The following is a 14370-nucleotide window of genomic DNA, read 5'->3' on the forward strand; positions in this document are numbered from 1 at the left end:
TCTCGTTGAGCTGGAGCGCCGCGATCGGCGGGAGGCCCGCTACCAGGAGACCGTTGCCGGCGCTCGGTTCGAGTACGATGTCATCCGCGCGTGCGTTCGCGAGCATGACCGTGATCGTGGCGAGATCTGAGCTGCCCCCTTCTGAGTGGTCCATCGACTATGACAGTCTGGATCGAGGAAGGGACGACGAATGCCAGCGAAGAAGCACAAGCCCGAGGAGATCATCGGCAAGCTGCGTGAGGTTGAGATCATGCTGGGCCAGGGCGGCACGACGGCCGAGGCATGCCGGCGCATCGCAGTCAGCGAGCAGACCTATTACCGATGGCGCAAGGAATATGGTGGTCTGAAGACGGATCAGGCGCGGCGGATGAAGGATCTGGAGAAGGAGAACCTCCGGCTGCGTCGCGCGATCTCGGACCTGACATTGGACAAGCTGATCCTGCAGGAGGCGGCGCGGGGAAACTTCTGAGCCCCGCACGGCGCCGGCGGTGCATCGACCAGGTGCGTGAGGTGCTGGATGTGTCCGAGCGACGGGTGTGCCGCGTCCTCGGGCAGCATCGGTCGACGCAGCGCAAAGTGCCGTGTGGGGCAGATGACGAGGAGGCGCTGACCGACGACATCGTCGCGCTGGCCAGGCAGTACGGGCGCTACGGCTATCGCCGGGTAACCGCACTGCTGCATGCGGCCGGCTGGTCGGTGAACCACAAACGGGTGGAACGGATCTGGCGACGCGAGGGGCTGAAGGTGCCTCAGCGACAGCCGAAACGTGGTCGGCTGTGGTTGAACGATGGCTCGTGTATTCGGCTGCGGCCGGAATATCCCGGGCACATCTGGGCGTACGACTTTGTCGAGGCACGGACGCACGACGGGCGCAAGTTCCGCATCCTCACGATCATCGACGAGGCCAGCCGCGAGTGCCTGGCGCTGGTGGTCGCCCGTCAGCTTCGCCACGAAGATGTGCTGGCGGCCCTGGCCGAGCTGTTCATTGACCGGGGCCCGCCTGCCCATATCAGATCGGACAACGGCAGCGAGTTCATCGCCACCGCAGTCCAGAAATGGCTTGGGCAGATCGGCGTGAACACGCTCTACATCACGCCAGGCTCGCCATGGGAGAACGGCTACAACGAGAGCTTCAATGGCTCGCTGCGTGACGAGCTGCTTAACGGAGAGATCTTCTACAGCCTCGCCGAGGCCAGAGTGCTGATCGAGGCGTGGCGGCGCCACTACAACACCATCCGGCCACATAGCAGCCTGGGCTATCGCCCACCCGCACCAGAAGCGGCGACGCCGCCATTGCCGGCCTCCGGTTCCGCTTCGCTCCACCTGCGCCCGGCAATGGCGGCGGAGACGACAATGCACTAACTATCTACCCGGACCACCCGGTGGGGGCTGCTCACCCGTTCATTGGACCCAGACACTGTGATCCCCGCCAGACCGGCATTCCGGATGATCGGACGATCGAACACGTTGCGCGATGCGCCATGGACACATTTGATGCCATAGATATGGCAATTCTGCGCAACGACCTTTTCGAACCGGCTGTCGCAGCCAAAGGTATCGATACCCTCCCCCACATTGCGGACCAGGATGTCACGGAACAGGTTACCCGTCGCCTCCGGCGCGCAAATGTTGACACCGTCGGTTTCATACCCGTGCGCCGCCAGAAATGCCGGACCGACGGTAAGGTCTTCCGCCCGGAATCCGTCTACCACCAACCCGGTGGTGGCAACGTCGTCGATACGGTCGTTGTCGATTTCCAGCCCGGTAATCTGCGGGTGCTGCGCCCCCCAGTCGCGATCGCTGCGGCAATCATGCGCGCGGCATCGTTCGATGCGACTGCTTCCCCGGATTGAGGCAAGGCAGAACGCGACCCCGACCGGTAGCCCCGATATGTCGACGTCCGCCAATTCCAGGTCCACGACGTTGCGCGCCACGATACCGCGCAGCACCCGTCCATCGCGCCGTTCCGACCGCAGGGCGATGTTGACGATGCGCACGCCCTGTGCGGCCTGTGCCGCGCGGTTGTCCGTAGCGACGACAATCCCCGCCGCGGTCGGGCCATAACGGCTGCCAGCGTCGCCCCGGTCGTTGGTAAAGCATGCGGCGGGCATGACAATCGTCGGGCGCTGCTGCCCCTTGCCATGTCCCACCAGCGTACCGCCACTGGGTAATACCAGGCTACGCGCGATGGCGAACGACGTGCCGGGGCGGATATGGAGCGCGCGCAGACCGCTGGCGAACGCGGCATCGACCGCCGCGCTGTTGGCCGCCGCCGACACCGGATCGGTGCGGCCGGGCACGAAGCCTGCCAGATCGTCGATATAATTATGGCGGATGGGGGTGGCTGCGACAGCGCTTCCGGCTGCCAGCGATCCGGCGACCATGCGCAAGGTGGCACGACGTGACATCATCGCCTAGGGTAACGCACGATAAACGCGCATGGTGCCCATGGCGTACCGGATCGTGACTGCACACGCGCACCGAAAGGACGCACCCCTGGTTCTGCCGTCGATCCCGCTGCTCACCGGATATGCCCCGCATCGCCGCGCGCCACTGCTGCGGTCGCCGCCCTTTCCTTGGGTAGCACGCCATGTCGCTGCGGTAAGCCGTGGCACGATGGCTGCCGGCACGGTACGGGACATGCCGGGTCCGGCAGCGCGCGATGAACTGTTCGCGGCAATCCGCGCTGCCCGCGTCGGGGGTGCATTCTGGTTGCCTCCGGTGACCGGTCGCCCCCGCATCATCCTGGCGCCGCGGCACCGGGCACAGGCGCGCGCCATGGATGCCGCGCTCGGGCGGCGGGCGGCGGGAGAAGGCCATGTCCTGCAAAGAACACGGGATCCGTGGTCCTCGCTGGCTACGGCCGAACTGGTAATGGCCGATGCTGATGACGAGATCGCCGCGCTGGCGCTGATCGCCGGGGTTCCGGTCCGGCTTTTCGGACAGGGACGCTTCGGCGACGCGGCGCAGGGTGCCTGTCCCGATGCCGTGCTGCGTCACCTATGCCTCGACACGCTCTATCGCGACCCCTTCACCGACAGGCCCGCCACGGCATCGGACGCGGTATTGCTGCTGGCGTTCTGGCGTACAGGGATCGATGCCAATCGACCGATCGCTGCCGCGACGGGGATGGCATGGTGGAAACGCCGCGCCATCCGTCAGTTCCTCTGGGCACCAAGGCACCGGCCGCTGCGCTTCGTATCGGCAATCGGCAAGGGGGCCGATGCGATCGCTGCCTGGCCGTCGCGCACCGATGAACGGTCGGTCAGCACGGCCCGCGCCGCCGGACGGCACGTCGCATTGGTCGAAGACGGCTTCCTGCGCTCTAACGGCCTGGGGAGCGCATTGCATCGGCCGTGGTCGATCACGTTGGACTGGCAGGCAGCGCATTTCGATGCGAGCCATCCCAGCGACCTCGAACATCTTCTGGCCACTGCCCATTTTGATCCGGCGACCCGCGCACGGGCAGCCGCGCTGCGACAGGCGATCGTGGCCTGCGGAATCGGGAAATACGGCGTCGATCCCGGTGATGCCTCCGATGCGTCGGTGGGGCGATCGCACCGGCGCGTACTTGCGATCGGACAAGTGCGGAACGACGTGTCGGTTCGCCTGGGTGGATGCGGACTGGACGAGCCGATCGACCTGCTGCGTGCGGTGCGCCGCTGTGAACCCGATGCCGAAATCTGGTATCGCCCCCATCCCGACGTCGAGGCCGGGTTTCGCGATGGCGCAATCCCCGATGCCCTGGCGCTGAACCATGTCGATCGGGTTGTCCGGGGCGGCAGCCTGCGCAGCCTGATGGCTGGGGTGGACGCCGTCCATGTCGTTACATCGCTCGCGGGCTTCGAAGCGTTGCTGGTCGGGCGCGAAGTGGTGGCGCACGGCCTGCCCTTCTATGCCGGATGGTCGCTGACACGGGACATGGTACCCCATCCACGCCGCAAGCGGTGCCTTTCGCTCGACGAACTAATCGCCGGTGCCCTGATTCTGTATCCGCGCTATCTGGACCCGCATACCCAGTTACCGTGCGGCCCGGAGATACTGGTGTCGCGCCTTGCCGGTACGAAACCCGTCCATAACCCTACCACTTGGCTGCGCAACCTGCAGGGGCACATAATCCGATCACGGTACAAGATCCCCGAGCGATAGGAAGCAGTAGAGATGATGTCTTGCCCCGAATGACCCCGCTCTGACGGGGGGCTTCTCGCCCCCCGTCAAGCAACGCAAATCAATCCGAGCCGAAGATATCCCGCGTGAACAGCTTGGTCCCGATATCGGCCAGTTCGGGGGCGGCGCGGTTGGCGATGATGATGTCGCAATCGGCCTTGAACGCGTCGAGGTCCTTGACCACGCGCGATCCGAAGAAATTATCCTCGTGCAGCGAGGGTTCGTACACGACGACCTCGATCCCCTTGGCCTTCACCCGCTTCATGATCCCCTGGATCGACGACTGGCGGAAGTTGTCCGACCCGGCCTTCATCGTCAGGCGATAGACGCCGACGCGCTTGGGACGGCGGGCGATGATCTGGTCGGCCAGGAAGTCTTTCCGCGTGCGGTTCGCATCGACGATCGCGCGGATCAGGTTCTGCGGCACTTCGGAATAATTCGCCAGCAGCTGCTTCGTATCCTTGGGCAGGCAATAGCCGCCATAGCCGAAGCTGGGGTTGTTATAGTGCATGCCGACCCGCGGATCGAGGCCGACGCCCTCGATGATCTGACGCGTGTCCATGCCGCCGGCGATGGCATAGCTGTCGAGTTCGTTGAAGAAGGCGACGCGCATCGCGAGATAGGTGTTGGCGAACAGCTTGATCGCCTCCGCTTCCCGCGAATCGGTGAACAGGATGGGCGCATCCTTCTTTTCCGCGCCCTGCAGCAGCAGGTCGGCAAAGATGCGCGCACGTTCGGAGCGTTCGCCGACGATGATCCGCGACGGGTGGAGATTGTCGTACAGCGCGCGCCCTTCGCGCAGGAATTCGGGGCTGAACACCACGTTCGGCGCGTTTAGCCGCTGGCGCACATCGTCGACGAAGCCGACGGGAATCGTCGACTTGACGATGATCGTGGCGTCGGGGGCGGTCGCCGCCGCCTGGCGGATGACCGCCTCGACCGAGCCGGTGTTGAACTTGTCGGTTTCGACATCGTAGTTGGTCGGGGTGGCGACGATCACATAGTCCGCGCCGGCCAGCGCCTGCGCCGCATCGGTCGTCGCGGTCAGGTTGAGCGTGCGTTCGACCAGGAAGCGTTCCAGCTCGGCATCGACGATCGGCGACTTGCGGTCGTTGACCAGCGCAACGCGGTCTTCCGAAATGTCCACGGCCACGACATCGTTATGCTGTGCCAGCAGGACGGCGTTGGACATGCCGACATAGCCCAGGCCAAAAACCGCGATCTTCATAAATACGTCCCGCGTCCCCCACGGAGCATCCGCCAATGGCAACCCGCCTAGCCGATGGAGTGAGCCGGCAACAAGCCCCCCCGACCAAAAGAAGCTACTACGATGCTGCAGCGCGATATGAACGACTTGGGCCAATCGATATCCCGCCGATCAAGCGTCGTCTGCGATCAAAGAAGCCGACTCTCTACGCCGTCATAGAACATATCCGGGTGTCGATATGGGTAGGAATATCGATCCGGTTCAAAGGACCGGCAGCCGTCGCTACTGCGGCAACCCCGGCGCGACGCACAAAGGCCATGGATGGCATCAAACGATCGGCGCAATGGTACCCAATCATCTATGAGCAGTTTGTCGAACCTGATATGATCATAAATAGCTCAGAGAATAGCATTTTGTACACCGTCCAGCGATCCGTCGGGACAACGCCGTCCGAACCGCCAGGGACAGAAACTCATATAAACGGTTGCGCGCCGGTAATTCAGTCAAATGGTCTTGACCGCCTCCTCGCCGCAACGGGTAATCGCCATCAATGCGGCATAGGAACTTCAACGATGACTTCCCCCGTCCAACTCATCCGCCCGAAACGCCATGGCGACGCCCGTGGCTGGTTCACCGAAGTCCATTCGGTCCCAGCCTTCGCAGCCCTCGGCATCGACGTGACCTTCGTGCAGGACAACCACTCCTACTCCGCCCCCGCCTTCACGCTGCGCGGCCTGCATTTCCAGACGCCGCCGCGCGGACAGGACAAGCTGGTGCGCTGCATCCGCGGGCGGATTTTCGATGTCGCGGTCGATGTGCGCAAGGGATCGCCGACCTACGGCCAGTGGGTCGGGGCCGAACTCAGCGCCGAAAACGGCCACCAGCTCTTCATTCCGATCGGCTTCGCGCACGGCTTCGTGACGCTCGAGCCGGATTGCGAAGTCACCTACAAATGCTCCGACACCTACGCCCCCGACCATGATGGCGGGATCGCATGGGACAGCGTGGGCATCGACTGGCCGATGCCCGCCGGGACCATTCCCGAACTTTCGCCCAAGGACACCCGTCAACCGACGCTGGCTGAGTTCGACAGCCCGTTTCCCTATGACGGCCGCCCGCTGGCCCCGCTTTCCTGATAAGGACCAATTCTATGCGCATCTTCGTCACCGGCGGGGCCGGCTTCATCGGGTCGGCGCTGGTGCGCCACCTGATCGAGAATACCGACTATACGGTCCTCAACTTCGACAAGCTGACCTATGCCGGCACGCTGTCGACGGTCGAGCGGGTGGCGGACAGCGATCGCTACAGCTTCGTGCAGGGCGACATCTGCGACGCCGACGCCGTGCGCAGCGCGATCACGTCGTTCAAGCCTGACGTCATCACCCACCTGGCGGCCGAGAGCCATGTCGACCGCTCGATCGACGGGCCGGGCGCGTTCATCCAGACCAATGTCGTCGGCACCTACACCATGCTGGCCGAGGCGCGCGCCTATTGGCTGTCGCTGGACGAGGATGCGCGCAAGGCTTTCCGCTTCCACCATATCTCGACCGACGAAGTGTACGGGACGCTGGGCGATACCGGGCTGTTCACCGAAGACACGCCCTATGACCCGCGCTCGCCCTATTCGGCGTCGAAGGCGGGCAGCGACCATCTGGTCAGCGCATGGGGCCATACCTTCGGCCTGCCGGTGCTCATCACCAACTGTTCGAACAATTACGGGCCGTATCACTTCCCCGAAAAACTGATCCCGCTGATGATCGCCAAGGCGCTGGATGGCGAACCGCTGCCGATCTACGGCAAGGGCGATCAGGTGCGCGACTGGCTGTATGTCGAGGATCACGTCCGCGCGTTGCAGGCGGTGTTCGAGCGTGGCGAGGTCGGCCGGACCTACAATGTCGGCGGCCATAACGAGCGGCAGAATATCGAGGTCGTGAAGACGCTGTGCGCGATCCTCGACGAACTGCGCCCGCGCGCCGATGGCCGGCCCTATGCCGAGCAGATGACCGAGGTCGCCGACCGTCCGGGCCATGACAAGCGCTATGCGATCGACGCGTCGCGCATCGGGGACGAACTGGGCTGGCACCCGGCCGAAACCTTCGAGACCGGCATCCGCAAGACGGTCATATGGTATCTGGCCAACGAAGCCTGGTGGCGTCCGCTGGTCGCAGCCAAGGCGTCGCAGCGGCGCGGCGTCGCCTGATGACGCGGCCGATCCTCGTCACCGGCGCGAATGGCCAGCTGGGGCATGAGCTGGCGCGCATCCCCTGCCCCGCCGGGTACGAGGTGGTGGCACTCGACCGCGCCGCGCTGGACCTGACCGATCCGGCGGCGATCGCCGCCATGGTCGTGTCGCGCGACTGGGCGGCGGTCATCAACGGTGCGGCCTATACCGCGGTCGACAAGGCCGAGAGCGATGTGGTCGCCGCCTGGGCGATCAACGCGCTGGCGCCCGCCGCCTTTGCGCAGGCCTGTGCCACGGCAAACATCCCGCTGGTGCAGGTATCGACCGATTACGTCTTCGCTGGCGACAAGGACGGCGCGTGGGAGGTGAACGATCCGGTCGCACCGCTCGGCGTCTATGGCGCGTCGAAGCTGGGCGGCGAGCTGGCGGTGCGCACCGCCGGCGTGCGCCACGCGATCGTACGCACCGCCTGGGTCGTGTCGGCGCAGGGCAATAATTTCGTGAAGACGATGCTGCGCGTCGGCGCGACCCGCGACACGCTGTCGGTGGTCGACGATCAGGTCGGGTCGCCGACCAGCGCCGCCGATCTGGCGCAGGCGCTGCTGACGATCGCCGTGCGCCTCGCCGAGGACGACGCAGCACCGACCGGCACCTTCCACTTCAGCAATGCCGGCGCGGTCAGCTGGGCAGGCTTCGCGCGCGAAATCTTTGCACAATCGGCCATGCGCAGTGGGGCCACGGCGCAGGTCGTGCCGATCCCCAGCAGCGATTATCCGACGCCGGCCAAGCGCCCGTCGAACTCGCTGCTCAGCCACACCGCCATCCACGCCGCCTATGGCATCGCCCCACGTCCGTGGCAGGCGGCACTCAGCGACATTCTCGACGAACTGATCGGACACAAAGCATGAAGGGCATCATCCTCGCCGGCGGCTCGGGCACGCGGCTTCACCCGGCGACGCTGGCGGTGAACAAGCAGCTGCTGCCCGTCTATGACAAGCCGATGATCTATTACCCGCTGAGCGTGCTGATGCTCGCGGGCATCCGTGACATCCTCATCATCTCATCGCCGGAATTCATCGACAATTATCGCCGCCTGTTCGGCGACGGATCGGCCTTCGGCCTGTCGATGCAATACGCCGAACAGCCCAGCCCCGATGGCCTCGCGCAGGCGTTCACCATCGGCGCGGACTTCATCGGCGACGACAATGTCGCGCTGGTGCTGGGCGACAATATCTTCTTCGGCGCGCACCTGACCGACCTGCTCGCCAGCGCCGTCGCGCGCCCGACCGGGGCCACTGTGTTCAGCTACCGCGTCGAGGACCCGGAGCGCTACGGCGTGGTCGAATTCGGCGAAGGCGGTCGCGCGATCAGCCTTGAGGAAAAGCCGGCCGCTCCGAAGTCGAACCATGCGGTAACGGGTCTCTATTTCTACGATAACCGCGTCGTCGAATACGCCCGCAACCTGAAGCCGTCTCCGCGCGGCGAGCTGGAAATCACCGATCTCAACCGGCTCTACATGGAGGCCGGCAACCTGTACGTCGAACAGATGGGCCGCGGCTATGCGTGGCTCGACACCGGCACGCACGACAGCCTGCTCGAAGCCGGCGAGTTCGTCCGCACGCTCCAGCATCGCCAAGGCGTGCAGGTCGCGTGTCTTGAGGAAATCGCGTTCGAGATGGGGTTCATCTCGGCCGACCAGGCACGCGAAGCGGGCGAACGGTTCAAGAAGACCGCCTATGGGCGGGCGATCTTGAACGCAGTGGACGGCAAGTAACGCACAAAAACGCCGGCCACGGGCTCCCTCCCGTGACCGGCGTCCCCTTGTCAGGCCGGAGCGCTTACTCCGCCTGGTCCTTCGCCGCGCGCTTTACCTGGCCTTCGCCCATCGCGGACACCAGCACGTCGCCCTGCACGGTGAAGTTGTCGGCCGGGAGGGTGGCGACGCGCTTGCCGATCGCCATCGTCACCGATTCCACCCGGCCGGCGGCGCTGCGGCGAACCGACTGGACGCGGCCGATCGCTTCGCCCTTGGCGTCGCGGACGGTCTGGCCGGGGTTCAGCGCGGGGATCGCGCCGCCGCCCATCAGCGACAGGGCGCCTTCGCCCGATCCGCTGCCCGAAGCCGATCCGTTGCCGATCGTGCCGTTCGCGGTACCCGAAGCACTGCCGCTGGCCGCACCGGTCAGGCCGCCCGCCGTGTCGCGGACCGTGCCCTGTGCCCGGTCACGGACATTGCCAACGGCACCCGCCGCCCGGTCGCGGGTGGTGGCGACGCCGTTCCGCACCCGGTCGCGCGCCGCGCCGGCGGTGTCGCGGACGGCATCGGTGCCGATCAGCTGCGCATCGACGCTGCCACCCGCACTGCCCGAGCCGCTGCCCGAACCGCCGACCGTGCTACCCAGCGCCTGGGCGGTGCCGTCGATCGCACCGTCGCCGCGGGCCGATCCGCCGCCGCGCACCCGGCCGCTGCGCCGGTCGACCTGCCGTTCGGTGGTCACCTCGCCCCCGCCGCGCCGCGCGGTGCGCGCGGTGGTGTCGGCGCGGTCGCGAACCGGGGCGACGGTGCGGTCGATATTGCCGCCGAGATTACCGCCGATCCCACCGCTCAGGCTCCCGCCCAGCCCGCCGGTCAGCCCACCGCCGCCGCCGCCGCCCAGCAGCTGGGCCGAGGCGGGGGTCGCGATCGCGGCGGCAAGGGCCGCACCCATCAGGAACATGGTCTTCATGGCTGTTCTCCTGTGTTCGTGCGCCGCGAGGGGCGCTTCGTGAAGGAGAACGGGTGCCGGTTTCGCTTTAATCCCGGCGGGTGCGATTTTTTTTGCGAAGCGTCCAGCGCCGCCGTCACCGCCGACGCGCCGCGCACCTTCTTCGCGACATATTCGGCAAACCCCTTGGCATAGGCGTCGCGCAGGTCGGCCCTCGCCGCTTCCGCCTGGTCGGGCGTTTTCGCCGGGAAGATCGCCAGCGGGTTCTTCACCTGTCCGGGGAAGCTGCGCGGCTTGGCCCCGCCATCGCGCCCGAAATCGCGAAAGGTCCATTTGGCGAACAGGTTGGTGCCGACCAGCGGTTTCCTGACATAGAACAGCTCGCCCCCGACCAGTTCGGCATAGCAGGGCGTGGTGGCGGTGCTCAGCCGTTTGCCCGCTTTCAGGCTGGCCTGCATCGTGCGCAGCGCCTGCCTGACCGCCGGATCGGCCTTGGCCGCCGCATCGGACGGCACCGCCGGTTCGACCACGATGGTATAGCCGGTCAGGCCGAGCATCCCCGCCGCATCGGCAGCGCGCAGTGCATCGACCTGCGCCTCGGGCGACAGGTCGTCGTGCATCCGGTCGGTGATCGTCGCGGCCTTTCCCTTGTTCGCCGCCTGATCGATCGCCCCGCCCAATGCCCCACCGAACATCCCCAGGCCGCTCATCTTCATGCCGCGATAGGTTTCGCTCGGCCAGATATGCAGTTCGCAGGTCTGCGTCTGTGCGGTCCCCGACACGAGCAAGGCCAGCGCGCCCATCCAGAATGTCATGTGAATTCCCCCGTTTCTCTACCGAAACGTATAATGTCCGGTAGCGCGGGCGGAAGGGACGGCCGGGGGAGTTGCCTCCGAAACCGATGCGTCTTGCTACCGCGCCGGCGTCCGGCAGTCCTGGCACAGCACCCCGCGCCCGGTGCGGCCGCCGCGCTTCGCCTCGCGGTCGAGCGCCTTCATCGCCGCCGCCGCATCGCCGCCCCACACCGCCGACAACCGCGCGGCGACCAGCGGGGCGGCGAACGACGTGCCGCGCACGCCATGCGCCTGTCCCGCCGCGTTCAGCGCCAGCATGTCCGCCCCCGGTGCGGCATAGTCGAGGTGGCTGGCCCGCCCCGCCTCCACCAGCACCCGCCCGCGCCCGTCGACGCCGGTGACGGCGATCGCCTGCGGATAGCTGGCGGGATAGGCCGGCGGGGCGGCGGGGCCGTTATTGCCGACCGCCGCGACGATAACGGTCCCCCGCGCCCGCGCCGCCGCGACGAAGCGGCCGAGCAGCGCATTGTCGGGGCCGGCCAGGCTCATCACCACCACCGGCACCCTGGTCTGCACCATCCACGCGATCGCGCGGGCCAGCGCGCTGGCGCTGCCACCCGCCGGGTCGCTGCCATAGACGTCGGCGACGTGGAGCGCCGTGCCGGGCGCGCTGGTGCGGATGCCGCCGCCACCGGTCAGCAGCGAGGCGAGCGCCATGCCATGGTCGCTGGCGCGCGGGGCGCCGCTGGCAAAGCCCTGTTGCGCGGCAAGGCCGGGGGTGCCGGGCGAAACCCCGCCGTCGATGATGCCGATGCGTTTGGGGCCGGGGCCGGGGCCGGGGGCGGAGGCCGGGTCAACCCCTTCCCGCACCCCTGCGGACGGCATTCCCTCCCCACTCGCACTGTACAGCGGGTCCAGCGTCACCCGGTCGGCGCCGGCGATCTTGCCCAGCACCCGCGCCGCCGCCACCGCCGACAGCCCGGCCGGCGCCCGCAGCCGGGCGAAACCGATGCCGAGATCGTCGTAGCGCTCGCTCGCGATCACCGAAAACCCCGCGCGCTGCGCCAGCGCCAGCAGCGCCGGATCGGGGTCGGCCAGCGTCACCTCACCCGCGCGGACGGGATTATTGTCGCGGTCCAGCTCGATCCGGTCGGGAAAGCGGCGCGCGAGGTCGCGGGCGCGCGCCACCGACTGCCGCGCCAGCTGGCGGGCGTCGTCCACCGCCGCATCGATCGGCAGCGCGCCGCGAAGATCGCCCACCGCCTCCCTCACCCGGCCGGGCAGCTGGGGGAGCTGCGGCACCGGTGGCAGCAGCTGCGCCGATGCTGCGGTCGGCAGGGCCAGCGCCAGTGCCACGCAGCGCAGGAAGTTCGATCCCGTCATCACACTCCACCCTCCCTGCCCGCGCCTGCCAACCCGATCGACGCTTTGATCGTCACCCCGCGCTTGCCCCGGGGTCCCGCTTCTTTCCCACGCCAAAAGAAGAAGCGGGACCCCGGATCACGTCCGGGGTGACGAAGATGGTTTTGGCGGGCGTCACCGGCGACATCACCCGCCAAATCCAATCGCCGCTAGGATTTTCGTGCGTCATGCCGGATGAAACGGGCGACGCCATCCGTTTCATCCCCGAAGCCCGAAAGGATACCGTTGCGCTTCGAAAACGAATTGCTGACGCATCTGCCCCGGTTGCGGCGTGTCGCCCATGCGCTCGCCCGCAACCCCGCCGATGCCGACGATCTGTTGCAGGCCGCGGTCGAGCGTGCGCTCACCCGCCGCGACCAGTGGCAGGCCGGCACCAGGCTGGATGCATGGGCGATCCGCATCCTGCGCAATTTGTGGATCGACACGGTTCGGGCACAGGCGCGGCGGCGCGAAACCTTCGTGCCACCGGAGGAAGGCGACGTCGTGGGGCGGCAGGGCGAACAGGAAATGACCGTGGAAATGCACAATATCGGCCGGGCGATGGGCAAGCTGCCGCCCGAACAGCGTGAGGTGATCGCGCTGGTGATGGTGGAGGGCTTTGCCTACCGCGAGGCGGCGGAGATTCTCGATATTCCGATCGGCACGCTCACCTCGCGCCTGGTGCGCGGGCGCGAGGCGCTGCTGGGGCATCTGGGGGAAGCGGCATGACGATCGATCCCGAAACGCTGGCCGCCTATGCCGATGGCGAGTTGGACCCGATCGCCGCGAAACGCGTCGAGCGGGCGATCGCCGACGATCCGGCGCTCACCGCCGAGGTAGAACGCCACCGCGCGCTGACCGCCCGGCTGCGCGGTAGTTTCGCCAGCCTCGACACGCAGCCGATGCCCGCCGGGGTCGAGGCGCTGTTCGCGCGCGCCGACAATGTGGTGCCCTTCCCGACCCGCAAACGGGCGCCCAGGCCGCAGCGCTGGTGGGGCGCGGTCGCCGCCAGCCTCGTCGCCGGGCTGCTGCTCGGGCAGCTGGTGCCGCGGTCGGGCAGCGAGCTGGGGTTCGAAGGCGGCACGGCGGTCGCGCAAGGGGGGCTGGCAAAGGCGCTCGACACGCAGCTCGCCTCGACGCAGGGGCCGCAGGCGCCGGTCAAGATCGGCATCACCTTCCGCGACCGCGCCGGCGCGCTGTGCCGCACGTTCGAAACCGGCACGACCGGCGGCATCGCCTGTGCCGGCGACCAAGGCCCATGGCGGGTACAGGCGCTGCAGGGCGGCGCGGCGACCACCACCACCGCCTATGCCCAGGCCGGATCGCCGATGGCCGCGGTGCTGGAACAGGCGCAGGCGATGGCGGCGGGCGACCCGCTCGACGCGGCGGGCGAGGCGGCGGCGCTGAAGGGGCGGTAAAGACGCACCCATATTGATGGACGTACCTCCGCGCAGGCGGGGGCACGACTTCTCACGCCACCGTCCGTCATTCCCCCCAACCACCCCGTTCGGTTCGAACAGCTTCGAGCCTGTCGAGAAGCGTCCGTCGAGAACCCGCTATCCCCGATGCCGCCCCCAGCGTGCACTCACCGTCACCTCGTCGAACAGATGCCGCCCCAATATCACCAGCGCCGCGCCGCTGCTCGCCCCGACATAGGTGATCGCACCCAGCCCATAGGCCAGCAGCCCCGCCGATTGCGGCGGCACGTGGAGCGCACAGAGCCAGTGCAGCGCCGCCCCCGCCACCATCAGCAACACCAGCCCCAACAGGCGCAAGGCCAGGTCGCCCCGGCGGGTCAGCCACTGCTCCATGCCACGTCTCCCTCTCGAACGTGGCACACCAGCTATCGGGCGCGGCATAGCAAGACGAGAGCGATTTCCACCTTTCGCATAGCGCCGGCATAATCGCACGCGC

14 protein-coding genes are annotated in these 14370 nt (G+C 67.2%); 8 read left to right on the plus strand and 6 right to left on the minus strand.

The window, feature by feature from the left end:
* Nucleotides 1-190: 190 nt before the first annotated feature.
* A protein-coding gene (locus CA237_RS15750) for an IS3 family transposase (protein ID WP_126014683.1) occupies nucleotides 191-1362 on the plus strand; the annotation gives its coding sequence in 2 pieces (ribosomal slippage) (nucleotides 191-455 and nucleotides 455-1362; 1173 coding nt in all).
* On the opposite strand, the gene CA237_RS15755 is transcribed toward CA237_RS15750, so the two are convergent.
* A complete protein-coding gene (locus tag CA237_RS15755) occupies nucleotides 1359-2279 on the minus strand; it encodes a hypothetical protein (RefSeq protein WP_126014685.1) in 921 nt (306 codons plus the stop codon). The genes CA237_RS15750 and CA237_RS15755 overlap by 4 nt on opposite strands.
* A gap of 337 nt (nucleotides 2280-2616) precedes the next feature.
* Between CA237_RS15755 and CA237_RS15760 the strand changes: the two genes are divergently transcribed.
* Nucleotides 2617-4149, plus strand: a complete 1533-nt coding sequence (locus CA237_RS15760) for a beta-3-deoxy-D-manno-oct-2-ulosonic acid transferase (protein ID WP_241215516.1) — start codon at nucleotides 2617-2619, stop codon at nucleotides 4147-4149.
* Nucleotides 4150-4228: 79 nt separating this feature from the next.
* Here the strand turns inward: CA237_RS15760 and CA237_RS15765 are convergent, their stop codons facing one another.
* Nucleotides 4229-5395, minus strand: coding sequence for a nucleotide sugar dehydrogenase (locus CA237_RS15765; RefSeq protein WP_126014687.1), 1167 nt, complete (start codon nucleotides 5393-5395; stop codon nucleotides 4229-4231).
* A gap of 551 nt (nucleotides 5396-5946) precedes the next feature.
* Here CA237_RS15765 and rfbC point away from each other — a divergent pair.
* The 4 genes from rfbC to rfbA are packed head-to-tail and all read left to right on the plus strand — an operon-like array spanning nucleotide 5947 to nucleotide 9330.
* Complete coding sequence (gene rfbC / locus CA237_RS15770; protein WP_126014690.1) at nucleotides 5947-6510, plus strand: dTDP-4-dehydrorhamnose 3,5-epimerase; 564 nt, start codon at nucleotides 5947-5949, stop codon at nucleotides 6508-6510.
* 14 nt (nucleotides 6511-6524) lie between these two features.
* Nucleotides 6525-7574 (plus strand): dTDP-glucose 4,6-dehydratase, encoded by a 1050-nt coding sequence (rfbB, locus tag CA237_RS15775; protein WP_126014692.1) that lies wholly within the window; start codon nucleotides 6525-6527, stop codon nucleotides 7572-7574.
* Nucleotides 7574-8464: a dTDP-4-dehydrorhamnose reductase gene (gene rfbD / locus CA237_RS15780; RefSeq protein ID WP_126014694.1), complete on the plus strand. Its 891-nt coding sequence runs from the start codon at nucleotides 7574-7576 to the stop codon at nucleotides 8462-8464. The genes rfbB and rfbD overlap by 1 nt, the downstream gene beginning before the upstream one ends.
* The gene (gene rfbA, locus CA237_RS15785) at nucleotides 8461-9330 is read left to right on the plus strand and encodes a glucose-1-phosphate thymidylyltransferase RfbA (protein ID WP_126014696.1); all 870 of its coding nucleotides are present in this window, start codon (nucleotides 8461-8463) and stop codon (nucleotides 9328-9330) included. The genes rfbD and rfbA overlap by 4 nt, the downstream gene beginning before the upstream one ends.
* A 64-nt stretch (nucleotides 9331-9394) precedes the next feature.
* Here rfbA and CA237_RS15790 read toward each other — a convergent pair whose 3' ends face one another.
* The 3 genes from CA237_RS15790 to CA237_RS20070 all read right to left on the minus strand — a co-directional run bounded on the left by CA237_RS15790 (nucleotide 9395) and on the right by CA237_RS20070 (nucleotide 12438).
* Complete coding sequence (locus CA237_RS15790; RefSeq protein ID WP_126014698.1) at nucleotides 9395-10282, minus strand: hypothetical protein; 888 nt, start codon at nucleotides 10280-10282, stop codon at nucleotides 9395-9397.
* The gene (locus CA237_RS15795) at nucleotides 10279-11076 is read right to left on the minus strand and encodes a hypothetical protein (protein ID WP_126014700.1); all 798 of its coding nucleotides are present in this window, start codon (nucleotides 11074-11076) and stop codon (nucleotides 10279-10281) included. Before CA237_RS15795 ends, CA237_RS15790 begins: the two co-directional genes overlap by 4 nt.
* 96 nt (nucleotides 11077-11172) lie before the next feature.
* Nucleotides 11173-12438 carry a S8 family serine peptidase gene (locus CA237_RS20070; RefSeq protein WP_241215517.1) on the minus strand — a complete coding sequence of 422 codons (1266 nt, stop codon included), beginning with the start codon at nucleotides 12436-12438 and terminating at the stop codon, nucleotides 11173-11175.
* A gap of 264 nt (nucleotides 12439-12702) precedes the next feature.
* Between CA237_RS20070 and CA237_RS15805 the strand changes: the two genes are divergently transcribed.
* Together CA237_RS15805 and CA237_RS15810 are read left to right on the plus strand one after the other, a co-directional pair.
* Nucleotides 12703-13185, plus strand: coding sequence for an RNA polymerase sigma factor (locus CA237_RS15805; RefSeq protein ID WP_126014701.1), 483 nt, complete (start codon nucleotides 12703-12705; stop codon nucleotides 13183-13185).
* Nucleotides 13182-13874, plus strand: a complete 693-nt coding sequence (locus tag CA237_RS15810; protein WP_126014703.1) for an anti-sigma factor — start codon at nucleotides 13182-13184, stop codon at nucleotides 13872-13874. The genes CA237_RS15805 and CA237_RS15810 overlap by 4 nt, the downstream gene beginning before the upstream one ends.
* Before the next feature lie 138 nt (nucleotides 13875-14012).
* Here CA237_RS15810 and CA237_RS15815 read toward each other — a convergent pair whose 3' ends face one another.
* Nucleotides 14013-14267 (minus strand): hypothetical protein, encoded by a 255-nt coding sequence (locus CA237_RS15815; protein ID WP_126014705.1) that lies wholly within the window; start codon nucleotides 14265-14267, stop codon nucleotides 14013-14015.
* Between the last annotated feature and the right edge of the window lie 103 nt (nucleotides 14268-14370).

Source organism: Sphingomonas sp. ABOLH (assembly GCF_003951715.1).
GTDB classification, from domain to species: domain Bacteria; phylum Pseudomonadota; class Alphaproteobacteria; order Sphingomonadales; family Sphingomonadaceae; genus Sphingomonas; species Sphingomonas hankookensis_A.